The organism is Intrasporangium mesophilum, assembly GCF_054783095.1.
Map to the genome: position 1 here is coordinate 363,743 of NZ_BAAGRF010000009.1, position 21,179 is coordinate 384,921.

Consider the following 21,179-nt stretch of genomic DNA (forward strand, 5'->3'; position numbering starts at 1 on the left):
ACGTTCAGAGACCGCATCACCCGCGCTGGATAGTCCATCGAGGCTGTGCGTGTGAAGACAGATGCGTGCCACCGCTGTGACGGGGCGCCCACTCGACGTGCGAGTGAGCGTGACGGGGCGCTCTCTCGACGTGCGAGTGAGCGTGACGGGGCGCCCAGTCGACGTGCGAGTGAGCGCCCCGTAGCGACGTGTCGGAGCCCTCACGGCGAGGGCGCCTCGTCAGAGGCCCGTCAGCTGGTGACCACGCCCCTTCGGGTCGCGAGCCTCAGCTGATCCGCAGATGGCCGGTGGTGGCCGTTTCCGCTCTGCGGTGCGTCGAACACCTGCGTGTCGTATGCCATGTGTCCGACCATGTTGGCGAAGGTCTTCGACATCCAGGTGAGCACCTCGGGGTCGTTGTTGCTGAGGTTGTCACACCACCGGAAGGGGTTGTCGACGCAGCCTCCGTCGTCCCCGGGCACAGTGCCTTCGAAGTTGCCCTCGTACCCGCCGAAGAGGTTGACGTCCGATGCGAGCTTGCAGCAGTCCTGGCCGGTGAGGACGCCACTGGCGGGAATCCCGGCGGCCTGGAACATGAAGGCGTCGGTGCCGTCAGCCGAGAAGAGGATGTTGTTCTTCCCGATCGAGCTGAGGTAGTCGATGCCGTAGTCGCGGGCGATCGCCGAGGGCGCCCAGATGCTCGGCGGCATCGGTGTGCCTGGGTTGCGTCCGAAAAGAGTCACCCCGTCCTTCGGGTCGAGAACTCCCGCGACGTAGTTCGGCGTCGCTGTGACGTCGGCGTCGAGGTCGTACTTGATCTTCGCGAGCTCGTCGGCCGGAAGCGTGTTGACGTAGTAGTCCGAGCCGAGCAGGCCAAGCTCTTCGCCGCCGAACCAGATGAAACGCAGCTTGTTTCGGGTGTTGGTGTTCTTGAGCTGTTGGGCGATGTCGAGGATCGTCGCCGAACCGGATGCGTTGTCGAGCATCCCGGCCCCGTAAATGGCGTCGAGGTGCGCGTCGATGACCAGGATGTTGTTCGGGTCACCGCCCTTGGAGTCGGCGATGACGTTCCAGTCAGAGCGGTTCGGGTCGTCGATGAGGTTGACGTCGACAGTCACGACCGGGGCCGAACCCGGGACGTACTGTGCCAAGAGCTGGGTGCCCACGGCGTAGGTCGTGAAGAGCACGGGGATCTGTTCGGCACCGGAGAGACCGCCCGTGAAGACGCCCGTACGACCGGGGTTGCCCTCGTTGAAGATGATCGCGGCCGAGGCGCCGGCCGCTGTCGCGTTGGCAACCTTCTGGGAGAACGTGCACGTGCCCCGCTGGATCAGGGCGATGTTGCCCGGGACGAAGCCGGTGAAGTCGGAGGCCAGGCAGCCGCTGGCCGAGCTGGGAGTGGGCGTCGCGGGCACGACGATGCCGCCCGCGGGCTGGACCTTTGCGCTCGGCGAGCCGGCGACCTGCGCAGGGTTGAAGTCCGTGCCGAGCACGAAGGAGTGCGGCGTCGGCGATTCCTCACGCATCACGGGGGTCCCGACGAAGCTGAAGTAGTGGAACTTGTACTCCTGTAGCGTCACGTCGTAGCCCGCGGCTCTCATGACGTTGGCCACGTAGTCGGCCGAGGCCTTGTACCCGGGCTCGCCGGAGTTTCGGGACGGATGGCCATCGGCGCCGGGATTGGCGTCGGCGATCTGCTGGAAATTGACCATGTGGGCCCAGAGGTCGTCCTTGTTGACGCAGTCGACGAGCTTCTGTGGAGTGTTGTTGACCCGGTTGGCACATGCCGTGACGTTGGCGTCGGCGGTCGAGGTCGTGGCGTTCGCGTTCGTGGCGACCATGGGCAGGCCCCCGGCCACTGCCACTGCAGCGGCCGCGGCGAGCGCGAGCCGCCATCCTCGACGTCGTCCGTGTCGTGGGCTCATCGTGATGCTCCCTTGCTGACGGCGAAACCCGCCGACGTCATTGTCGACGAGCCTTCCGATGCTACTGCCGCTAATACGCCCGCTGCGCCTTTAGCAATGACGTAGATTGCCCAACCTCTTTCCGTATGCGGCGTGAGGGACTTGGCGCGTTTCCATTCGATTGAATGCGGTGGCGGGAAGGAGCCGTGCTTCTTCTGGGAGCTTCATGAATGTAGCGTGGGAATAAACTGAAAGCACTCGGTGAAAGGCGCTCGGCCGAGATTCCCCAGCCGAGCGCCCTTTCCCGGAGTGCCGTCGGTGCGGACCGCGTCGCCCGTGATCCGAGCGCCGGGCGGCGCCACGCGCGCACTGAACGTAGACGTCTGACCCACGACCTGTGACGGGCCATGCGATGGTTGGCGCATGGCAACTGAGTCGGCCTGTCTCCTCATCGCCGACATCTCGGGATACACCGGCTACCTTGCAGGCGTCGAGCTCGACCACGCGCAGGACATCCTCGCCGACCTCATGAGCACGATCGTCACGTCGTTCCGACCCGGGTTCCGGCTCGCCAAGCTGGAGGGCGACGCGGCATTCATGTTCGTCATCGCCGACCGGCTGGACGGGTCGCTGCTGCTCGACACGATCGAACGCTGCTACTTCGGCTTCCGCCGGAGACGTCGTGACGTGCAACAGGCCACGTCCTGCGAGTGCAACGCGTGCGTGCGGATCCCCGACCTCAACCTCAAGTTCGTCGTCCATCACGGCACGATTCTGCGTTAGCTCGTCGCGGGTTCCGAGGAGCTCCTCGGACCCGATGTCATCCTCGTGCACCGACTACTCAAGAACGACGTCGTCGCATCGACCGGCATCGAGGCGTATGCGCTGTTGAGCCAGCAGTGCGTCGACGCGATGGACGTCGACGTGCAGGCGCTGGGGATGCGCGTCGCTCGCGAGACCTACGAGCACATCGGCGAGGTGTCCGTGTGGGTCCACGACCTCGACCGCCGTTGGGCGCAGGAGGAGGACCGCACCCGCGTCTTCGTCGATGCGGGCGAGGCGATCTACCAGTTCGACACGCCGACCTCCGCTCCGCCACAGGTCGTCTGGGAGTTCATGACGACCCCCGGCCGGCGGACAGGCTGGCAGCTGGGCGTCACGGGCGTCGAGGTGGTCGCGCCGGGCAACCGCCGAGGCGTCGGTGCCACGAACCACTGCATGCACGGCGGGGGCGCGAGCATCGAGGAGCTGCTCGACTGGCGTCCCTACGACTACTACACCTACCGCAACACCGTGCCGACGCCGATGGGTCCGATCAGCTTCGTGGCCACGACCGAGCTCGAGCCCACCCCTTCCGGCACGACCATCCACGAGCGGTATGCCGCGCCGGAGGCGGAACAGGAGCGCGCCGTCGTCGAGCAGATGAGGCCGTGGCTCGACGATGTCCTTGGCCAGAGCTTCACCCGGCTGACCCAGCTCCTCGACGAGGAGCTCGACCGCCAGGGACGCCTCGCTGGTCCGGTCTAGAAGCGTTCATCGAAGCTCCGTCGCAGCATGTCCCTCGCTCGAGACCACGGTGGCCGGCCCCAGTCATCTGTACGATGAGTGACGCTCTCCAGGTTCGCGATGGAGCCAGGGACGTCGCCGGTTCACTCAGAGGCGAGGTGCCGAAAATGACAAGGAAGAGTTGTGCTGCGGCAGCCCTGACGCTGGCGATCGGCTGGATTGCCACGGTGCCGGCGGTGGCTGCTCCGAACCCCAGCCCGGTCGCGCCCGCGCACACCGGCACGGCGTGCGCGAACGTCCTCGCGAACAACCCGCAGGCGGGCAGTGACTCGCACAGCGCGCCGCCGGCCCAGGCGAACTTCTTCGCTGTTGGGGCCGCGTTCTGCGGTATTTCCTGAGGACCTCGGGCATCCGACCGTCCGGCGAGGCAATGCCCTCGGCAGCTCGGCAGCCCATGCGAGAGTGTCGAGGGGGTACGGCACGTGAACTGATCGGCTTACGAGGCGCCCTATGACTCTTGAGGATCGTGCAACAGGTCCGGCTGCGATCATCACCGGTGTGTCTCGTGGCCTCGGGGCCGCTCTCGGCGCCGAGCTGCTCGAACGCGGTCTCACGGTCGTGGGCATCGGCCGGTCGGACAACCCGGAGCTGGCGCATGAGCGCTACGTGTTCGTCCAGCTTGATCTGTCCGACACCTCTCGTATCGACCCTGTGGTGGGGCCGGCCCTGGAGGATCTGAAACGGCGCCAACCTGCGTCTCTATGCCTGGTCAACAACGCCGCAAGCATCGCTGTCGTGGGCCCGTTGGGGCGGCTATCTGCGGATGAGATCGACGCCGCTCTCGCCGTCAACCTGGCGGCTCCAGCGGCCCTGGCCAATCTCTTCTGCCGTGTCTTTGCCGAGGTGGACGTCCCTTTGCGCATCATCAACGTCTCCTCCGGCGCGGCGCAGACCGCGCTGGCAGGCGAAGCGATGTACTGCGTCGCCAAGGCCGGGATCGAGATGCTCACCATGGCGCTCGCCGCTGACCGGCCCGCGCCGAACTTCCGGGCGGTCACCGTGCGTCCGGGCGTCATGGACACCAACATGCAGCTGCATGCGCGCTCGCAGCCATCGGACATCTTGCCGAGCGTCCACCTGTTCAAGCAGTTTCACCGGGAAGGGCAGTTGGTTGCGCCCGCTGTCGTGGCGTCCAAGATTGTCAGTCGGCTCATCGTCAGTGACGTCGAGTCCGGCCACACCTACCGGTATCAGGACCTTTGAGACGCGTACCGCTGGCGGGGCGTGAGCCGGGGGTGATCTGTCTAGGGCTCTTCCCCTGTCGTCCCGTCGATCAGTTCACGTGCCACGTCCAGGTGTCCGGCATGACGGGCGTACTCCTGGATGAGGTGGAGCAGGATCCACTGCAGCTGTGGGGCCGTGGACGCGTCCGTGAACCGGCCGCCGAGTCGTGCCAGGTCGGTCAGCTCATGAGCCTCGACGATCGCTCGAGTCCGACGTCCGGCATCCTCGAGTAGGGCCGCGAGCTCCTCGGCCGACAGATCTGGGGACACCCAGCCCGTCTCCAGCTGGTCGGCCCACGGGTCGGAGATGGGTTCGGCCATGAATCCCCAGCGGACCCAGCGCCGCTCGACGTTGACCAGGTGGTTGACCAGACCCGCGGGGGTCCAACCAGAGGGCACCGTGACCTGCTGGAGGTCCCGGCGTCCCAGCCCGCCGATCTTGCTGATGACCACCGCCCGGTAGTAGTCGAGATACCGCGACAGCAAGCCTCGGAGGTCCGGCGTCGAGGACGGCTCTGGAAACGCTGAGGTCGACATGTTGCCATCCTCCCCTTGCACACCGAACCGGCGCACGGCGTGACGAAGTGTGCCGTGCAGACCGGTTGGAGGAAATCGCTGCGCACACGTTCGTGGGAGGTCGACCCACGAACGTGGGAATCTACTTCTCCGAATGCATGTAAGTCCTGGGAACGCGGTCACCGCGGATTGATCCGGCGGAGAATCGCTCTAGCACTCTGGAAAGGGTCACCCTGGCGAGTTCCTGAGGTCCTCAGCACGGGAAAGGCGAGATCGGGGGCTCCGCCCGCCAGGGAAACGATTCGACCAGGGGCAGTTTCCCGTGCGCTACCGGCTTCCCGGAGGTGAGCGGCAGGCTGGTCCAGACAGCCAATCTGCCAGCGGGATAGTCGATTTGGGAGATGCCTCTCACGCGGTCGCCCCATTCCACCACACTCCCGGCACTTCACGCTCTTCATGGCGAGCCAGACTTGTAAGGGCAAATGTGGCGCAGTTCGGAGTTCTGCGATGTGACAGCGAACTCGCCCGTACCGTACCTGTCAGGGCGTGTCGGGAGGGGTATGCCGCAAGGCATCGTCACGCGTCAGCGCGTTGGTGCGCTCACGGGTGCTTCTGCACGTTCCGATAGCCGGATCGGGGGCCGGAATACCGGTTCAACAATTGGAGACACACATGAGTACGTCATGGCTGGTCTCTCGGGGAACGCCCTCGTCAGGGGCAAGCAAGCACTCACTCTCACGTCGGCGCGGTCGATGGCTCGCCATCGTCGCAGCCATAGCGCTTCCGGCGGCCGTGGTCGCGGCGCCGGTCGCACTGGCGGGGTCGGTCCCGCCGTTCACCATCGACGGCACGGTCCCCGGGGCGGACGGGGCCCAGAGCCTCACCGACCCTGACGGCAACGTCAAGGAGCTGGGACCGCTCAACTCGAGCACGACCAAGATCAGCGTCATCCACAACTCACCGCTGCCGACCCTTGGTCTGACCAACCCGAACGCACAGGTGGACCTCAACCACGCCTGGCTCGGGGCCGCAAAGGACTCGGACAACGACGACTGGCTGTACTTCGCGTGGCAGCGCGACAGCAACACCGGTAGCGGCTTCATCGCCTACGAGTTCATGCAGGACCCGCCGCCGGCCGCCTGCGACTATGCGAACAGCACCCAGCAGCAGCTCATCAACACCTGCAACCCGTGGAAGAACCGCAAGGCCGGTGACTTCCTGATCCTGTGGGACCAACAGGGTGGCAGCAAGAACCTCTACCTGCGCACCTGGTCCGGAACTGCTCCGAACCTCGTGCTCAGCGCTCCGCAGCTGCTCAACGCGAACGTCTCGGCGGCGGCATACAGCAGCGACGGCTTCCAGGGTGAGGCAGCACTGAACCTGACCGACGCGGTGTTCGGCGGGGTCCAGTCGTGTCGCTCGTTCGCCAACGTCATCCCGAGCACGGTGACCGGCAACTCGGACTCGGCGGACTACAAGGACACCATCCTCCAGCCGGTCATCCCGGTCGGTGGCTGCACCTCGACGACCGTCACGACGCCGAAGCAGGCCGACGGCACGACGAACATCCCGGCGGGCGGTCTGTCGATCACCACGGCGGGCGTCCGGGAGGTCAAGGACTCGGCGCTCATCAGCATCGCCGGCGGTAGCGCCACGCCGGCCGGCACCGTCCAGTTCAGCCTGTGCAAGGCCAGCAACGCGGCCAACGCCACCTGCGACTCGGCCGCCACGCCGATCGGCTCCCCGGTCAACGTGACGGGTGCGGCGTTCCCGGTGACGGTGACCTCGCCGAGTGCTTGGGTCACGGCCGCCGCCCGGTACTGCTGGAAGGCGTCCTACAGCGGCATCAGCAGTGCGGGCATCGGCGGATCCAGCGATGTGAGCACCGGCGAGTGCTTCGTGGTCAACCCGGTCCAGCCGACCCTGACCACGACCGCTGGCAATGACGTGCTCCTTGGCAGTGCGGTCACCGACGATGCGTCGCTGACCGGCACGGCCCCGAAGCCGACCAACGCCGTCATCCACACCACGGCGCCGGACCCGGCCACCCGGACCGCGGCGACCGGAACGATCACCTTCACCCTGGTCGGCCCGGGCGACTGCACGACTGTGGCCGCGACGCGGACAGCCACGGTGAGCGGGGACAACACGTACTCGGTGTCGGCCACGCCGACGGCTGCCGGTGACTACCACTGGAAGGCGTCGTACGACGGCGACTCGCCGAACACGACCAACGCGTCGCACAACGCCGGCTGCACGGAGACCGGCGAGGACGTCACGGTCAATCCCGTACCGACGACGACCGTTACCACTCCGCGCGTGGGCAGCACGCCGATCACCACCTCCGTGCCGGTCGGCACCAGCGTGACCGACCACGCCGTCGTGACCGGCACCGCAGCCGGTGGCTCGCCGACCGGGACGGTCGACTTCTTCGTCTGCAACCCGACCCAGGTTGCGGCCAACGGCGGCACCTGCGCCACAGGCGGAACCGCTGCTGGCACAGACAAGGGCATGACGGCCGGGGCCGGCAACACGGCGACCTCCGACTCGGATGCCGTCACGGCCAGCACGGTGGGTGTCTGGTGCTTCCGGGCGGTCTACAAACCGGGCAGCAACCACAACTACCTCGGCTCCAGCGACGCCAGCACCGGCGAGTGCTTCACCGTGAGGGACTCGACGTCTGCCAGCTCGGTGCAGAACTGGCTGCCGAACGACTCCGCCACCATCGGCTCGGCCGGCGGTACCGCGCTCAAGGGCACCCTGTCCTTCACGCTGTACGACAGCGCCGACTGCACCGGAACGGTTCTTCGGGATCCTGAGTCCTTCCCGATCGACCAGGCTTCGCCCGCGACCAGGTCGACCACGAACAGCGACGTGCTCGTCAGCACGTCAAAGACCGTGTCGTGGAAGGTCGTCTTCGCGAGCGACAACCCGCTCGTGGACGGCAGCAACCACTGCGAGAAGACCCAGCTGATCATCACCAACTGAGCTCGACTCGCGCCCAAAGGCGGTGACCCGGCCGGAGCCATCCGGCCGGGTCACCGACCCCGGAGCAAGCCCAGTCGCCTGTCCCCACCGACTGGGGGCTGGGTCCCGAGCAGCCGTATGCCGCGCGACAGCCTTACTTCCCCGGGCGGCATACGGCCTCCGCTCGTGCCTCGTCCGTGCTGACGGGGCACTGTCCGCCGTCCAGGCTGCCTCGGGATCTCTGCGTACTTCAACGGCACCGACGTCCTACCGCGGCGACTAGGGTGGCGCCACCGCCGTGGGTATGCCGTGGGTATACCGGCGGGGCCTTCACCTCGACGAGACGGAGGAGCCATGAGGGACGCCGCCGGTGGCATAGCCGTGCTGGCGGTCTTCGCCCTGCTGTTGGCCGCACCAGTCGTCCTGGCACTGCACCCCCGAGGGCCAGAAGAGGTCGTGACGACCGGTACGGCCCACGGCCGCACGGGGATGGCGATCCACCCACGGCGAGGTCACGCGTTCACCATCCACGCCGCATGGGTCGTCGCCCTCGGGGTCACAGCGCTGGGACTCCATTACCTCGGCTCGGCGGGCTACGCCGCCGCGTTCTTCATCGCTGCGGGACTTTTCATGCTCTACCTGGCGTGGGCGCGGACCAGCGGCCGCGCTGGTGACGGGACGCTGACCCTGACGCCGGAAGGCATCCACCAGCTCTGGGCCGGGTCTGAGGTCTTCGTTCCCTGGGACGACGTGCGTGGCCTGGTCACGACCCGGACGGACTTCATCGTCGAGACCACCGCGGCGGTCGTCCCGCTGCACCACCTGCCACCGATCCTCAGCCGGCGCACCGTCGTGACAGAGGACGCGGTGAGCCTGCCTCGACGGAACCTGCCGCCAATTCCCTTCCAGGAGATGGTCGAGCTGTACTCGACGAGCCCTGCGGCTCGTGCGGAGCTCGGCACCGACGAGGCGATCCAGCGGGCTCGGGCCATGCTGGTCGGCACGTCCTGAGGCCGAGCTCGAGACATCGGCGTCACCACAATCGTGCCCGACCCGGCCGGCTCAACCCGCTCGAAGGCGTACTCATGCTCGCCCTCGCCGGCTGAGCCCGGACGGGTAGGTTGGCGGGCAGGATTCGAGTCGTGGGAGGCGCCATGGTTATCGGGGCGGGCGAGTTCTATGCGGTCGCGACCAGCGATGACTGGCGGCTGACGTTCGAGGGTGCGTTGGCGCACTACGTGTGTCCCGACGCGCGGCGGAGAGTCGAGTTCGCCGGTCGGGTGGTGGATCTGGCGCCCGAGGGCTACGGGCCCGATCTGGAGCTGCGGGCGACCGGCGTCACGGTGCGACTGGCCTCCTCGTTCGACGCCGGCGGGCTGCCCGAGGCGGCCGCCGGCCTGGCGGCTTCGGTCTCCAGGATCGCCGGGGAGCTCGGCCTGACCGCGGACGTCCAGCACCTTCAGGCGATGCAGATCGCCGTGGACGGCGGGATGGATGCGGTCCCGTTCTGGCAGGCCGTCATGGGATACGACCAGGTCGCCGACGCTGACCTCATCGACCCGCTCGGCCGCGCTCCGGGCGTGTGGAACCAGGCCGTGAACGATGGCCGGGACGCGCCGGCACGCATCCACATCGACGTGAGCATGTCGGCCGACGAGGCTGCCCGGCGCATCGACGCAGCCGTACGGGCGGGTGGTCGCGTCGCGGACGACTCGCACGCCCCGCACTGGATCACCTTGGCCGACCCGTCCGGGAACCTCGTCGACATCGCGGCCTGGCCCGACCTGCCCTGACCGCGGCATGTGCTGTCGCGTCGTGCTCATGGGTATGCCGCATGGGTATGCCGCCGGGCAGACGCCCAGCGGCATACCTAGTTCACACAACCGGTTTGGATCAGAGCGGGTTCCGCTCGTCGTAGGTTCCGCCGTAGTAGGTCCCCACGCGGTCACGGTGTGAAGGATCAGTGAGCTGGTGCTCGTCGAGGTCCGGCGAGTCCTTGACCTGGTCCTTCGTGCGGTCGACCCAGACGCCCTTGTCGTCCCAGTCGACCCGCTCGACGGTTCCGGCTGGCAGCATCACCTTGCGGCCAAAGATCCATGGTCCGGTGTCGACGACGACGTAGCCGGCGCCGACGTCGCGGGTGGCCGCATCGATCTTGCCGATGTCGCCATCCACGGCGTGAACCCTGAAGCCCGTCAAGTCATCCTGTCGGGCCGTGATCCCAGTGCTCTCGCGATAGTTCCACGCGTCCCAGTTCTGGGTCGTCATGGTGTCTCCTCTCGTTCGAGTAGGTACTGCGCGCAGTTCGTACCCGAGGGCGTCCGCGTCCTAACGGTGCCAGGCGTGCCCGGATCGTGCCTGACCGGATCGTGGAGCGTGATCCAGTTCGTTGCGAACGTCCGTCCACCGCGCGTCGAGGTGCACCGCGACGAACTGCACGACTCGGGTTTGGTCGAAATAGTTCTGGTCCTTCACGTGACTTACTCCGCCTGCGCCGGGGTCCAGTTCGCGCCGGTCAAAAGCGGCGTATCGGCCGGGTCACCGGGTGCATGCAACCCATACCCCGTCTGGGGGTTCGTCGGGAGTGGAAGCATCGTCAGGGGATTCGGTAGGTGGTCTGCTCATGGATGACGATGACGTGATCCGCGCCGTGTACGACCTGTCGTACCGGCGGCTCGTGACCCAGGTCGTTGCGTTGTGCGGCAACCGGTCCGAGGCGGAGGACGTCGTGCAAGAGTCGTTCCTGGCCGCCCTGACGCATCGACGGGACTTCGCCGAGGCCGCCAACAAAGAGGCGTGGCTGCGGACCGTGGCGCTGAACGTGTTGCGCCACCGTTGGCGCCGAGCCCGGGTCGCCGGCCGCGTCCTGCCGAAGTTCCGGGCCGACCTGAGGATCGACCTCGGGGCCCACGCCTCCGAGGACCACGTCGCCATCGTGGACGCGCTCAGCCGGCTCAGCCTGCCGGTGCGGGTCACGGTGGTGTTGCACTACATCGCCGACCTCAGTGTTGCCCAGATCGCGTCCGAGCTGTCCGTGCCGGAAGGAACGGTCAAGGCGCGCCTGGCCCGAGCCCGCGCCCAGATGGCCGGCCACCTCAGCGACCGTGAGGAGGCGGACTATGTCTGACCTGCGCGGTTTCGCACGTGACATCGAGCGGTCCATCGACCAGCCGGACTTCGAGGTCATGATCGCGGTGCAGCGCCGGGCGCGCCGGCGTCGTAGCGCCCTTGCCATCGCTGTGGCCGTCGCCGCAGTCCTGGCCCTGGCGCTGGCCGTGGCAGGCCTGAGCCAGCTCCGCACGAAGCAGATCCCGGCCCGGCCGGCACCGCAGCTGCTCGTGCCCGGCTGGACCGCGGACCAGATCGTCGGGCACCCCGACGCTTTCGTCGTCACCCAGCTCCGGTCCCGCACCCACCCGAGCACCGTCTTGACCCTGTGGAAACGGTGTACACAGCCCCGCCCGGACCATGACTGTCTCGGCCGCGACGCCATCGCCGTCGTGGACGGAGCCGGCCACCGGTTGGCCACCCTCGCAGCAGTCACGGGATCCAGCGCGCAGCCCTCATCGGGCGGCGACGGGCTGCTCCGCGAGGTCGGCGACGGACTCTGGTACTGGGCTCACCAGGACCCGGGGCCCTACCTGGTGTCGGCGACGATGAGCCAGCCGGTGCAGCTCACCGTCCGGGACCACGCCACCACCCACGCCTTCGGCGTCCCCAGCATCGAGTGCGCAGACCAGGTAGGCCTGTGCACGCTCGACACCAACGCAGGAACGCTCGAGCGGCTCGCCATCCCCCACGTGCCCGACACCCGCTGGGCCACCCCGACCGCCAAAGGCTGCGGCCTCTGGGGCCTGGCCGGTGTCGGCGCCAAACTGAGCCTGGTCATCCAGCAGCGCGACGGCTCCTTCGCCAGCGCCGACCTGCCCAACGCCCCCAACTCCACGACCATGGCCGAGGGCGGACCCAACTGCGAAGTCGCCCTCTACCAAGGCGTCGTCCTGGACAAGGACCAGCTGGTCGTCAGCCTCGACCAAGGCAAGACCTGGCAGATCCGCCAAACCCCGCTGCCGCAAGTTGCAGGACTGGGCGAGCACCTGCCTCACGGCCGGTCCTTCATCCCGCCCCACTGGGAAGACCTCCCCCCGATGGCTCACCCACTGCCGGCCCCCGGGGTGCTCCACCGGCTCTGACCACCCAAACACACTCTCGTCACAAGGAGCTCACCATGAACGCACCCCTCAAGTCCCGAAGGACCCACCCGCTCGCACTCTCGGCGGCTCTCGCGGCAGCTCTTGGAGCTGCCGTCGTCGGGGCGCCGGCGGCTCAGGCAGCGATCTGGGGCCAGTTCAAGATCGACAACCAGTTCGCCGCATCGTTCGACGAGTGCGGCATCACCATCGACTACACGTGGCAAGGCACCGGCGTCCAGACAGTCCGCACCATCGACGGCACGGACCAGGCCTATCTCGGGTCAGCAAACGTCCATGTGGACGAGACGTGGACCAACCCCGCAAACGGCAAGTGGTTCGCGGGGACCTCGCACATCAACATGCGTGACACATCGGGCACCCACATCGAGGGCGACATCTGGCGGTTCGACACCAAGACCACCATCGGCAACGCCACCTACACGAGCTCCGACGGCACGGTCCTGTACCGGGACAGCGGGCTGGTCCGGGAGTACTACATCTTCGACACGCTGGGCGACCACCAGCCGGGAGGCGAGGTCGTAGACGGAGGCTTCATCAGAGCCAACGGGCATTTCACCTCACCCGACTTCTGTGAGCTCGTGACGTCGCAGCTCCTCTGACCTCCGGCCGCCTCCTCACGACTCGGGTGCCGTGAAGCTCCAACTGGCGACCGGGCCTATCTCGCACGAATCGAGGACTTACCATGCCCACGTCCCTTCTGCCCCGGCCCCGACGGCGCGGGCTGGCGCGGCTGCTCCTTGCCGGACTCGCCGCGTCAGCGGCGACCCTGCCCTGCATGGGAGGGCTGGCTGCAGCCACGGCCGCGGCAAGCCCGCTCTCCAGCGAGCACTGCATCAGCCCGACCGGCGTCGACCTCAACGTGACCTATCACATCCACGGCCGCATCGTCTCGAGGTTCTGCACCGAAGCCTTTGCAGGAGAAAGGTTTTCACCCGCCAGCGGATGGTTCATGTCCCCGACCTGGACGATAGCCCCGGCTGGGTTCACTCCGGTGGCGCCGACTCCGCCCGAAGACTTCGTCGCCCGGCTCGAGGGGGTCCAGTACGTCGTCGACGCAGGCACAGCTCAGCAGCGCACCGTCTTCTTCCCCGATGGACCCCAGCTTGGCATCGTCGACGCTGGTGGCCTGGTCGTCGCGAACGCCGTGACGCTGGGCAGGATCGGACCGCTGTCCGCGGGCGCTCACACGCTCGACACGTACCCGATCCTCAACGGCCCCACCTGCGACGGCCTGGGTGACAGCACCGTCGACAACTGCCTGCCGGGCGGGACCACGTGGTTCGACAGCTACGACGTCACGGTGCTTCCCCAGAGCCGGTGACCGACTTCGCCGCGGTGCCATCACGAGATCACGCCAAGGACCTGTCGGTGACGATGGAGATCTACGTCACGGCCAGTTTTGTGGACCCTGTGACGTGTCGTTTTCCGCGGCTTTCGGGTTCGCGATGGGATCGCGGCGCCGCAATCGTGGGCCTGACTCTGCCGCGTCCCATCGGCGATGTCAGAGCCTCTTGCAGAGCCAGCCGAGCGTTGGACTTGTCCTCATCCGGCGTCCAGTTCAGGTCATCCATATTGAAGACGCGGTACACACACTCAGCTTGGTCCGCTCATCGGCACGACCGCTCGGCAGCAGACGAGGACGCTTTCTGCTGGCGGCGCCGCAGGCGGCTGACTTTGCCTGTGACGACTTTGGAGTTCTGGCCTGACTGCGGCTCGGGCCCCTTGTGGACGGACGACGGCAAAGCTATATCTGCTTTCGCTTGGCCTTCCGCAGGAGCTCATCGAGCAGCTCACGGCGTGGAACGGCCAGTACACGGAGGAGAACGTGCGCCGGAAGCGATGACTGCAATCCGTCGACCTTGGCCACGCTCACGCGCCTGTCGTGCTCTTGGCCGGAGACTCCAGGCGCCGTAGTGCCGAGCAAGGAGGCCATCGCCGCACTCGCGATGGCCGTGGCCAGCGGGTGCCGATTCCAACCCCAGATGAATCCCGTGATTGCGACACCCGCGACGGCGCACGCGAGAACTGCGAAGAGGCCCTCTACAACGGCCTCGCCCACCAGCTCCGCAACCTTTGAGCCGAGCCGCCGAGCCAGCGATGGCTCTGGCTGGCCAAGCTCCTTCATCACGCCGGTGATGCTCTCATGCTCGAGGCACGACTACCGACTGGCGCGAGGCACGCCCGCGACGCGGAAGTTGTCCGCGTGACACGGGGGATGAACTATTGCATTGAGATGGCTTCCAGCGGAAAGTCTGTGCTGTGTATGCGTGGACTAACAGGACCGGGCGTTTCGGTGTCGTCCCTCATCGACGGGCTCTCAGTTACCCCCTCATCGCCATTACCGTCCTCGCCGCTGCCTGCACTTCGGCGGAGCAGCCTCCACCCAAGCCTTCCAACTCGGTCGGGGTCTCGGCCAAGACGTGTGCCGAACCATCAACAACTGCGCTGCCTGCATGGGCAACCGCAGGCTTCACTAACGCGAAAGAGCCTCTGCCGCACATCGTCGGAAGCCAGCAAGAGATCGTGGCTGTCACCTTCGGCTGGCCCCTCCACGCGCCCCACCAAGTGGCCGGTAGATCGAACAAGATTCTCTGGGTGCCCCGCGGCGGAAGTGGCCCAATGAAGATCGATGCGACAGAACAGTCCACCGGACGGCGAACCTCCCTCACCTTGCCCGAGGGGCCAGGGCCTTCACAGGTCACGATGCCGATCGCCGGCTGCTGGCGGTTCAGCCTCACGTGGGCAGACAAGCACGATGAACTGTTCATGCGTTACGACGAACTGTCCAGCTAGAGCCGGCCTCGCGTCAGGCGTGACGGAACCCCTCGAGGTCCCGTCGTCGGCAGGAACGGAACGTCCGACCATCGGCGGACGGTTCGGGTCAAAAGCCGGATGCCATGTATGCGGCGAGGATGTAGTTGGGGTGCCGGTCGAGGTTCTTGCGGGCCCGGTCGTACCGCATCGTGGTGCGCGGGTCGGCGTGTCTGGCCGCGATCTGCACGTCGCGTAGGTCGACGCCGGCATCGAGCATGGTGGTGACGAAGGTGTGCCGCAGCATGTGGGGGTGTATCCGGGCGGAGGTGACCCCGGCGGTGGCGGCGAGGTGGTGCAGGCGCCGGGTGGCGCAGTGGCGGTCCATCCGGGTGCCGCGGCTGGTCCGCAGGATCGGGCCGCTCGCGCGATCGTCGCCGGCGCGGTCGACGGCTCGGGCCACGGCCGGTGGCAGCGGGGTGAGCACGACCTTGCCGCCTTTGCCGCGGACCCGCAGCACGCGGTGGCCGTGTTCTTCGCCGAGGTCCGCGATGTTGGCGCCGCAGGCTTCGAGGATGCGTAGCCCGAGCAGTCCGAGCATCGCGACCAGAGCGAAGTCGTTGAGGTTCGCTGACGCGCGGGCGGTCGCGAGCATGGCCTCGAACTGCAGGTGGGTCAGTCCGAGGGTGGGTGACTCGGCGGGCACGTTCGGGCGCCGGACGTGTTCGACCGGTGAATGCTCCAGCACGTCGTCGATGACGCAGGTGCGGTAGAACCCGGCCACGACCGCGACGCGGCGGCTGACGGTTGAGGGCTTGTACCGGCGAGCCTCTTGCATCCACCGGAAGTACAACTCGATGTGGGGTCGCTGCGCGGTCAGCGGTCCAGGCCGTGTTCGGCGCACCAGGTCAGGTAAGCGTGCAGGTCGGACTCGGCGTGCACCCGTGACTGGCCGGTGTATCGGGCCAGGTACGCCGCATCCGCCCGCCTGACCGTGTCTGCTCGGGTTGCGCCAGGATCGGAATTAACACTTTTGAATCAGTACCCATTGCCGAGCGTGACCCACATCGGCGACAACGGCAATGCCCTCGAACACCGCAGCAGAAGCGGACGTTCCCGAACTGCCACCGGACGGTGCGCCGTCAGTACCGTGTCGCCATGTCCTGGACCGAGACTCATGTCTTCATGGATCCCATGCTGGACCTGCGTACTGAGCCGGACCGTGCCCGAGTGCTTGGCGCAGAACTGGCACGTGAACTCCCTGCGGGCCATGAGCTGTACGAGCGTCGATGGACGGTCGTTGCTGAGGCGATGCCGCAGGACGAGGTGCTCGTAGTGGCCGGAGGCCTCGCGTACCTCGTTCACCTGACATGGACGGGGCGCGCCGAAGAGTCGCCCTGGCCCGTTGCCGAGCGCGTCGACAGCGCTGAAGAGTTCGAGCGCCTCGTGGAGTTCAGGTACTAACGGAACGCGGCAGAAGAGGACGTTTGGGGGCTCCGGGCACGACACCCACCGGGTGAGCGAAGCAGCGTTCGCGTCAATCGCCCGAGAATCCGGTGAAACAGAGGTGCGACGGCACACCATCGGAGTACGCGATGACGTATGCGCCGGACCAACTACGTCGATACGACCCGATGCCTGCCCCGCCTGCCATCCACTGGGTGACCATCTCGACGTCGGGGTGCTCTGTCCCGAACTCATGCCGCAGCTGCCCTGGGGTCAGCGGGGAGACGGTGAAGGGCTTCGGCGTTTCGCTCACCCCACCGAATATGTCAATGATCGAGTGGGTGCCACTTTCGGGCTGGTTCGCAAGTAGCGACTCGGGATCGGTGACCGGCGGCCGCTTCAGCGAGGCCTCGAACTCGTCAACGAGGAAGTCGATCAGGTCGGGTTGGTTCCCGCTCTGTTCCAGCTGCTCGCGGTATTCGGCGACGGTCGGCACTGGCCCAGTGACCGGCGGTTCACGATAAAACTCGCCGGACTCGTACGTACGCCAGCGCAGCCGCTGAAGTACCTCGGCCACGTCCCCATACTCGGCCACGTAGGCCCACCCCGATGCGCCCATCAACCGCCTCCCTGCTCGCTGGTCTCACCCGCGCCGTGACCGTCGGTGCCAGCACGCCAGCCTATGACAGCCAAGGGGAGCCGTGAGGAGTTGCGCGGTCATCGGCGGGTCCGCGCGAAGCGCGGCATGACCGGGCGAGCGTAACCGCCCTCAACGCTGATGAGCGAGCGTCCGCCTACGTAGGGGTGCCTTCGCGACCTGAGTCTGCTGGGTGCGCCCGAGCCCACGACCGCTTCTTGCGAACCATCCACACCACCCGCTCGTCGGCATCCTCGCGAAGAACCTCCAGAATGCTGAGCGGAACCGTCTTGTTCTGCGCGACCCAGAGGCGCATATCCGGGAAACGCTCGATCACATCCATCCACGTCGTTTCGGAGGCCTCGTCCTGGGCGGCACGCCCGTACTCCTGCGGATCATCACTCAGTCAGAGGCGGACGAACTCGTCAGCGGACTCGATCACGGGCTCATCCTGACACGCGCTCAACATCCCAATCACTCGGACAGCGGCATGAGCGTGCTTGTGTGCCTAGGCTGCATCCGTGACGGACGTGATCGTGCGGGGCACGGTGCTGGGCTGGGAGTCCGACGAATTTCCGGGCTGGATCGAGGTCGTCGTGACGGACGAAGCCGGTCGCTCCCACCACATCATTGAGAAGGTGCCGATCCTGACGACTCGGAACATCACCTCGGCGTCGGTGTTCCCCGGTGAGCTGTGGCTCCGGGCCACATACAAGCGCATGGAGGGTGATGACGTCATCGTGAACTTTGACCAGGGCGTCGAGACGATCGAGGGCCTCGACGAACTGGCTGTCGCCGCTGCCGACGTCCGCTGGCTGTGAGGCAGGCGTCCTGACGGCGGCCATGTGCGGATGTCAGGTGGTAACCTCGCCGCCACTCACCTGAACGACCAGCCACGCTGGGCCGTGCCTCAGCTCGACTCCGACGAGTTCGCCCACTTCGTTGAGCCGGGGGCCAGTCATCCAAGGCGCTGCCGACCGATTCCGAGAACGGTTCCTCGGCTGACGCGTCTCGCGCTGCCCAACGGGCATCATCGAGGTCATAGTCGTAGGGGGCCAGCCAACTGTGGTCCCCCGGCTCGGTGATCGTCCAGCGAAGGGTCCAATCGGTCTCGCCCACGGCGACTATGCCGTGTCCGGCGTCGTAGAGAAGGTGTACCGGTCCCACGTTTAGCTGGACGGGCTCGCCCGGAATCTCCCAGGCCAGTCGGGTCACCTTCGTCAGAGTCCGGCCCCTCAGTCCTTCGATGGTGACCACAGCGCAGACGCTACCGCTGTGCACCCAGCCCACCCAGCCATGGGAGGTGCCGAAGCGCTGTGCGCCGCGAATCAAGCACGGACTCCGGCATGGTCGGACGAACGTCCTCCGCGCGGCCAGTGCGGACGTCCTGAAGGGCCGACTGTCTGGGCCTTCGCTAGCCGCCGGGTGCGTTTGGAGCAATCCCCTCGAGGAACTCCTGGACGGCACCACAAGGCTCACAGATCAACACCAGAGACCGCGCCCGAGACGAAACTGATTGGCACCACGAGCCCTTTGGCGAGAAGGTCGAACCATGGCTGCTGACCCCAAGGACACGCTGAAGAGATACCTCGACGCGCGCCGTGACGCCCTGATCTCGAAGGTGGAAGACCTCCCCGAGCGCGAAGCGCGGCTCCCACGCACGCCGACCGGAACCAACCTCCTCGGCATCGTCAAACATGTGACCCATGTCGAGGCGGCCTACCTCGGGACGACCTTCGACCGGCCCTTTCCCAATCCCGAGGAACTGGTCCCGGACGCCGCGACCGACCCGCAGGCCGACTGGTACGCAACCGAGGACGAGACCATCACCTCGACCATCGAGCTGTACCGCCGCGTCATCGCGCACGGAAACGAGACGATCGAGATGCTGCCGCTGGGTGCGATCGGCCACGTACGCCACTGGGGCGACGAGGAGGTCACCCTCCACCAGGTCCTGGTTCACCTCCTTACCGACCTTGCCGGCCATGGCGGTCAAGCCGACATCCTCCGTGAGCGGGTCGACGGCGCGGTCGGCTGGCGCAGACTTGGCGACAACGTCCCAACGGGATACGACTGGGAGGCGTACGTCGACAAACTCACCGCCCTGGCAGACACGTTCTAGACCCGACGGATGGTGAAGTCCACCAGGAGCGGACCAGACATCGCGGCAGGTCCCGGGCAGACCGGCCAAACCGTGCGGCGCAGCGTGACGAAATCGATCGGGGCGGGGGGCTCTGGCCGCGAGGTACCGACGGCCTGGGCGGTTCGCCGGTGACCGCATTGGTCCTGCGAGATGTGGTCATCGTGGCCTCCGCGGCCCATGTGCGGCCGGCAGCCTCACATCATTGAGGCTGGCGTCGACTGACATCATGGCTGCCATGGGCCCACTTCCCGCGCCTGGAGGAGATCGGTGACCACGGGCGGCAGTTCTCGCCAGCCGGGCGCGGTCCCTACGCAGAAGTGGAAGCCCATGCCGCGCTGGGGTTGATCGCGTGGGTGGGGTTTCTCTTCGCACAACCGTTTCCCGTGGTCTTTTGGCTCGCAGAAGGCCTCCAAGACGCGGGGGCGGCAGCCAGCCGGCCATGGCTGCCGTGGGTTGTCGCGGCTGTCGACGTGCTCCTCCTCGGGCTGGCAGCGTGGAGGTTTCGGGTGACTCGTCGTCCTCCAGATCCGTCGGGTCGATACGCGCGTAGGCACCCGTCGTAGTCGTCCGCTATTCGGCACAAGCGACCTGCGGCAATTCGTGCGTCCGAGGTGGGCTGGTGCCTCCCGCGATCTTCAGCGGGCGCCTCCGACGACGACAACTCGGTCGGGCTTCCCGAGGCCCTCGGTCTGGATCCAGCCCCGGCCGTGCACAAAACCCCTGGCCACGAGTTTGGCTTCCTGCCCCCGCGGCGCCCAGTCCCGGCGGTACATCTGAGCCAGCCGTTCACCCGTGTCCTCAAACAGGTAGCTCGTCGCGTAAACCCTCCGTCGGTGCAGCCAGTCATGTCTAACGACCGGCCGACGGGCGTGTCTCTCCAGCAACTCGTATCCCCGGGCAGCGAGGTCGGTCGGGGTGCCTTCGAGAACGAATCCCTCGCGGGTTGGGGTAGGCGGGAACGTCTGATGGTGGACGTCAATCCGGTCTCCTCGCAGCCGTTCCCCGCTGAGTTCCAAGCCGACGTTGGCCAGGGCGAGGTGGGCGGGCTCGATGCCCAGAGCGAGCAGAAGTCTGTCGTCGTCCAACTCAAGGCAATGCGGCCGAAGACGTCCGTCAACGAGGACCCGCAGGGCCGCCAAGAACCTGAGTTGGAACGACGTCAGGTGTCCCTCGCACTCGAAGTATTCGCGGTCGTCCACGTTGCATACGCTAGTTGAACGTGTCCTCCCTGGGCCCTAAGGCCCAGCGTCTCATCGGCACGTCCGCGCGACTCGCTTCCAGTTCCGGACGAGCGTAGGCGCCCTCAACGCGGCATCGTCCGGCGTTCGCCGCAGAGCGGATGGTCGGACGAACGACTTCCGCGCGGCAGAAGCGGTCCATGCAGGCGACACTAGTGACATGACACCCGAGCGACTGCGGAGGTTGCTGCCCGCCGCCGATGTAGAAGCTGCACCGGCCTTCCTGTCGTTGCTCGACGATCCGAGGGCAACCCTTCACACCGACTCAGAGCGGCATTCCAACTCGACGGCGAACCTGCTCACGATCTACCGCCAGAGGGCCGAGTGGGTCCGCAGAACCTGCCAGCCCACAGTTGGATTCGACGAGACGGTGCAGAGGCTCACCGGTACGCCGCATGAGCGGCTAGTTGTGCTTGCCGTCGGCAAGGGCGAAGGCGAGTACCAGTGGTGTGTCGCGTTCCTGACCCAGGATCTGGACGAGGTGGTTGCAGCCATCGCCGTTCTGGGGCCGCCTGCGTTGGCATAGGGCACGACGACCGCTCATCGGCACGAGCGACCTGCGGCAAATCCGGATGTTGGTGGAGCGTGCTGCAGT

24 protein-coding genes are annotated in these 21,179 nt (G+C 66.8%); 16 read left to right on the forward strand and 8 right to left on the reverse strand.

What is annotated here, in order from left to right:
• Nucleotides 1–230: 230 nt before the first annotated feature.
• A complete protein-coding gene (locus ACYVLP_RS09120; RefSeq protein ID WP_460627022.1) occupies nucleotides 231–1,904 on the reverse strand; it encodes a M28 family peptidase in 1,674 nt (557 codons plus the stop codon).
• Between the two features lie 402 nt (nucleotides 1,905–2,306).
• On the opposite strand from ACYVLP_RS09120, the gene ACYVLP_RS09125 reads away from it, so the two are divergent.
• The 4 genes from ACYVLP_RS09125 to ACYVLP_RS09140 all read left to right on the forward strand — a co-directional run bounded on the left by ACYVLP_RS09125 (nucleotide 2,307) and on the right by ACYVLP_RS09140 (nucleotide 4,652).
• A complete protein-coding gene (locus tag ACYVLP_RS09125) occupies nucleotides 2,307–2,666 on the forward strand; it encodes a DUF2652 domain-containing protein (RefSeq protein ID WP_460627023.1) in 360 nt (119 codons plus the stop codon).
• Between the two features lie 45 nt (nucleotides 2,667–2,711).
• On the forward strand, nucleotides 2,712–3,410 hold the full coding sequence (locus ACYVLP_RS09130) for an SRPBCC family protein (RefSeq protein ID WP_460627024.1): 699 nt from the start codon (nucleotides 2,712–2,714) through the stop codon (nucleotides 3,408–3,410).
• Nucleotides 3,411–3,556: 146 nt separating this feature from the next.
• Nucleotides 3,557–3,787 carry a hypothetical protein gene (locus ACYVLP_RS09135; protein WP_460627025.1) on the forward strand — a complete coding sequence of 77 codons (231 nt, stop codon included), beginning with the start codon at nucleotides 3,557–3,559 and terminating at the stop codon, nucleotides 3,785–3,787.
• A 112-nt stretch (nucleotides 3,788–3,899) separates the two neighbouring features.
• Nucleotides 3,900–4,652: an SDR family NAD(P)-dependent oxidoreductase gene (locus tag ACYVLP_RS09140; protein WP_460627026.1), complete on the forward strand. Its 753-nt coding sequence runs from the start codon at nucleotides 3,900–3,902 to the stop codon at nucleotides 4,650–4,652.
• Between the two features lie 41 nt (nucleotides 4,653–4,693).
• On the opposite strand, the gene ACYVLP_RS09145 is transcribed toward ACYVLP_RS09140, so the two are convergent.
• Complete coding sequence (locus tag ACYVLP_RS09145) at nucleotides 4,694–5,209, reverse strand: DinB family protein (protein WP_460627027.1); 516 nt, start codon at nucleotides 5,207–5,209, stop codon at nucleotides 4,694–4,696.
• A gap of 651 nt (nucleotides 5,210–5,860) precedes the next feature.
• Here ACYVLP_RS09145 and ACYVLP_RS09150 point away from each other — a divergent pair.
• The 3 genes from ACYVLP_RS09150 (at nucleotide 5,861) to ACYVLP_RS09160 (ending at nucleotide 9,948) form a co-directional block, all read left to right on the forward strand.
• A complete protein-coding gene (locus ACYVLP_RS09150) occupies nucleotides 5,861–8,176 on the forward strand; it encodes a hemagglutinin (protein ID WP_460627028.1) in 2,316 nt (771 codons plus the stop codon).
• 333 nt (nucleotides 8,177–8,509) lie between these two features.
• A complete protein-coding gene (locus ACYVLP_RS09155) occupies nucleotides 8,510–9,166 on the forward strand; it encodes a hypothetical protein (RefSeq protein ID WP_460627029.1) in 657 nt (218 codons plus the stop codon).
• Nucleotides 9,167–9,309: 143 nt separating this feature from the next.
• Nucleotides 9,310–9,948 (forward strand): VOC family protein, encoded by a 639-nt coding sequence (locus ACYVLP_RS09160; protein WP_460627030.1) that lies wholly within the window; start codon nucleotides 9,310–9,312, stop codon nucleotides 9,946–9,948.
• A gap of 100 nt (nucleotides 9,949–10,048) precedes the next feature.
• Here ACYVLP_RS09160 and ACYVLP_RS09165 read toward each other — a convergent pair whose 3' ends face one another.
• Entirely contained in the window at nucleotides 10,049–10,423 is a 375-nt protein-coding gene (locus ACYVLP_RS09165) for a PRC-barrel domain containing protein (RefSeq protein ID WP_460627031.1), read from the reverse strand.
• A gap of 355 nt (nucleotides 10,424–10,778) precedes the next feature.
• Between ACYVLP_RS09165 and ACYVLP_RS09170 the strand changes: the two genes are divergently transcribed.
• The 4 genes from ACYVLP_RS09170 (at nucleotide 10,779) to ACYVLP_RS09185 (ending at nucleotide 13,690) form a co-directional block, all read left to right on the forward strand.
• Nucleotides 10,779–11,282 (forward strand): RNA polymerase sigma factor, encoded by a 504-nt coding sequence (locus tag ACYVLP_RS09170; protein ID WP_460627032.1) that lies wholly within the window; start codon nucleotides 10,779–10,781, stop codon nucleotides 11,280–11,282.
• Complete coding sequence (locus tag ACYVLP_RS09175) at nucleotides 11,275–12,348, forward strand: hypothetical protein (RefSeq protein ID WP_460627033.1); 1,074 nt, start codon at nucleotides 11,275–11,277, stop codon at nucleotides 12,346–12,348. Before ACYVLP_RS09170 ends, ACYVLP_RS09175 begins: the two co-directional genes overlap by 8 nt.
• Before the next feature lie 35 nt (nucleotides 12,349–12,383).
• Complete coding sequence (locus ACYVLP_RS09180; protein ID WP_460627034.1) at nucleotides 12,384–12,968, forward strand: hypothetical protein; 585 nt, start codon at nucleotides 12,384–12,386, stop codon at nucleotides 12,966–12,968.
• An 83-nt stretch (nucleotides 12,969–13,051) separates the two neighbouring features.
• Entirely contained in the window at nucleotides 13,052–13,690 is a 639-nt protein-coding gene (locus ACYVLP_RS09185; RefSeq protein ID WP_460627035.1) for a hypothetical protein, read from the forward strand.
• A gap of 423 nt (nucleotides 13,691–14,113) precedes the next feature.
• Here the strand turns inward: ACYVLP_RS09185 and ACYVLP_RS09190 are convergent, their stop codons facing one another.
• Nucleotides 14,114–14,497 carry a hypothetical protein gene (locus ACYVLP_RS09190; protein WP_460627036.1) on the reverse strand — a complete coding sequence of 128 codons (384 nt, stop codon included), beginning with the start codon at nucleotides 14,495–14,497 and terminating at the stop codon, nucleotides 14,114–14,116.
• 491 nt (nucleotides 14,498–14,988) lie between these two features.
• On the opposite strand from ACYVLP_RS09190, the gene ACYVLP_RS09195 reads away from it, so the two are divergent.
• Nucleotides 14,989–15,162, forward strand: coding sequence for a hypothetical protein (locus ACYVLP_RS09195; RefSeq protein WP_460627037.1), 174 nt, complete (start codon nucleotides 14,989–14,991; stop codon nucleotides 15,160–15,162).
• Between the two features lie 88 nt (nucleotides 15,163–15,250).
• On the opposite strand, the gene ACYVLP_RS09200 is transcribed toward ACYVLP_RS09195, so the two are convergent.
• The gene (locus tag ACYVLP_RS09200; protein ID WP_460627038.1) at nucleotides 15,251–15,958 is read right to left on the reverse strand and encodes a tyrosine-type recombinase/integrase; all 708 of its coding nucleotides are present in this window, start codon (nucleotides 15,956–15,958) and stop codon (nucleotides 15,251–15,253) included.
• A 320-nt stretch (nucleotides 15,959–16,278) separates the two neighbouring features.
• On the opposite strand from ACYVLP_RS09200, the gene ACYVLP_RS09205 reads away from it, so the two are divergent.
• Nucleotides 16,279–16,584: a hypothetical protein gene (locus ACYVLP_RS09205; RefSeq protein ID WP_460627039.1), complete on the forward strand. Its 306-nt coding sequence runs from the start codon at nucleotides 16,279–16,281 to the stop codon at nucleotides 16,582–16,584.
• Nucleotides 16,585–16,657: 73 nt separating this feature from the next.
• Here the strand turns inward: ACYVLP_RS09205 and ACYVLP_RS09210 are convergent, their stop codons facing one another.
• Nucleotides 16,658–17,143 (reverse strand): hypothetical protein, encoded by a 486-nt coding sequence (locus ACYVLP_RS09210; protein ID WP_460627040.1) that lies wholly within the window; start codon nucleotides 17,141–17,143, stop codon nucleotides 16,658–16,660.
• Nucleotides 17,144–17,360: 217 nt separating this feature from the next.
• Nucleotides 17,361–17,546 carry a hypothetical protein gene (locus ACYVLP_RS09215; RefSeq protein WP_460627041.1) on the reverse strand — a complete coding sequence of 62 codons (186 nt, stop codon included), beginning with the start codon at nucleotides 17,544–17,546 and terminating at the stop codon, nucleotides 17,361–17,363.
• 178 nt (nucleotides 17,547–17,724) lie between these two features.
• Between ACYVLP_RS09215 and ACYVLP_RS09220 the strand changes: the two genes are divergently transcribed.
• Nucleotides 17,725–18,024, forward strand: coding sequence for a hypothetical protein (locus tag ACYVLP_RS09220; RefSeq protein WP_460627042.1), 300 nt, complete (start codon nucleotides 17,725–17,727; stop codon nucleotides 18,022–18,024).
• A gap of 731 nt (nucleotides 18,025–18,755) precedes the next feature.
• Entirely contained in the window at nucleotides 18,756–19,325 is a 570-nt protein-coding gene (locus tag ACYVLP_RS09225) for a DinB family protein (RefSeq protein ID WP_460627043.1), read from the forward strand.
• Nucleotides 19,326–19,981: 656 nt separating this feature from the next.
• Here the strand turns inward: ACYVLP_RS09225 and ACYVLP_RS09230 are convergent.
• Nucleotides 19,982–20,545 carry a hypothetical protein gene (locus ACYVLP_RS09230; RefSeq protein ID WP_460627044.1) on the reverse strand — a complete coding sequence of 188 codons (564 nt, stop codon included), beginning with the start codon at nucleotides 20,543–20,545 and terminating at the stop codon, nucleotides 19,982–19,984.
• A gap of 199 nt (nucleotides 20,546–20,744) precedes the next feature.
• On the opposite strand from ACYVLP_RS09230, the gene ACYVLP_RS09235 reads away from it, so the two are divergent.
• On the forward strand, nucleotides 20,745–21,110 hold the full coding sequence (locus ACYVLP_RS09235) for a hypothetical protein (protein ID WP_460627045.1): 366 nt from the start codon (nucleotides 20,745–20,747) through the stop codon (nucleotides 21,108–21,110).
• Nucleotides 21,111–21,179: the final 69 nt, after the last annotated feature.

Bases quoted from the DNA above. Each gene is read 5' to 3' on its own strand.
- ACYVLP_RS09135 (WP_460627025.1), top strand. From the start codon at position 3,557: ATGACAAGGAAGAGTTGTGCTGCGGCAGCCCTGACGCTGGCGATCGGC.
- ACYVLP_RS09165 (WP_460627031.1), bottom strand. From the start codon at position 10,423: ATGACGACCCAGAACTGGGACGCGTGGAACTATCGCGAGAGCACTGGG.
- ACYVLP_RS09235 (WP_460627045.1), top strand. From the start codon at position 20,745: ATGACACCCGAGCGACTGCGGAGGTTGCTGCCCGCCGCCGATGTAGAA.
- ACYVLP_RS09225 (WP_460627043.1), top strand. From the start codon at position 18,756: ATGGCTGCTGACCCCAAGGACACGCTGAAGAGATACCTCGACGCGCGC.
- ACYVLP_RS09125 (WP_460627023.1), top strand. From the start codon at position 2,307: ATGGCAACTGAGTCGGCCTGTCTCCTCATCGCCGACATCTCGGGATAC.
- ACYVLP_RS09145 (WP_460627027.1), bottom strand. From the start codon at position 5,209: ATGTCGACCTCAGCGTTTCCAGAGCCGTCCTCGACGCCGGACCTCCGA.
- ACYVLP_RS09120 (WP_460627022.1), bottom strand. From the start codon at position 1,904: ATGAGCCCACGACACGGACGACGTCGAGGATGGCGGCTCGCGCTCGCC.
- ACYVLP_RS09215 (WP_460627041.1), bottom strand. From the start codon at position 17,546: ATGGATGTGATCGAGCGTTTCCCGGATATGCGCCTCTGGGTCGCGCAG.
- ACYVLP_RS09155 (WP_460627029.1), top strand. From the start codon at position 8,510: ATGAGGGACGCCGCCGGTGGCATAGCCGTGCTGGCGGTCTTCGCCCTG.
- ACYVLP_RS09150 (WP_460627028.1), top strand. From the start codon at position 5,861: ATGAGTACGTCATGGCTGGTCTCTCGGGGAACGCCCTCGTCAGGGGCA.
- ACYVLP_RS09185 (WP_460627035.1), top strand. From the start codon at position 13,052: ATGCCCACGTCCCTTCTGCCCCGGCCCCGACGGCGCGGGCTGGCGCGG.
- ACYVLP_RS09160 (WP_460627030.1), top strand. From the start codon at position 9,310: ATGGTTATCGGGGCGGGCGAGTTCTATGCGGTCGCGACCAGCGATGAC.
- ACYVLP_RS09200 (WP_460627038.1), bottom strand. From the start codon at position 15,958: ATGCAAGAGGCTCGCCGGTACAAGCCCTCAACCGTCAGCCGCCGCGTC.
- ACYVLP_RS09140 (WP_460627026.1), top strand. From the start codon at position 3,900: ATGACTCTTGAGGATCGTGCAACAGGTCCGGCTGCGATCATCACCGGT.
- ACYVLP_RS09180 (WP_460627034.1), top strand. From the start codon at position 12,384: ATGAACGCACCCCTCAAGTCCCGAAGGACCCACCCGCTCGCACTCTCG.
- ACYVLP_RS09175 (WP_460627033.1), top strand. From the start codon at position 11,275: ATGTCTGACCTGCGCGGTTTCGCACGTGACATCGAGCGGTCCATCGAC.
- ACYVLP_RS09205 (WP_460627039.1), top strand. From the start codon at position 16,279: ATGTCCTGGACCGAGACTCATGTCTTCATGGATCCCATGCTGGACCTG.
- ACYVLP_RS09170 (WP_460627032.1), top strand. From the start codon at position 10,779: ATGGATGACGATGACGTGATCCGCGCCGTGTACGACCTGTCGTACCGG.
- ACYVLP_RS09195 (WP_460627037.1), top strand. From the start codon at position 14,989: ATGAAGATCGATGCGACAGAACAGTCCACCGGACGGCGAACCTCCCTC.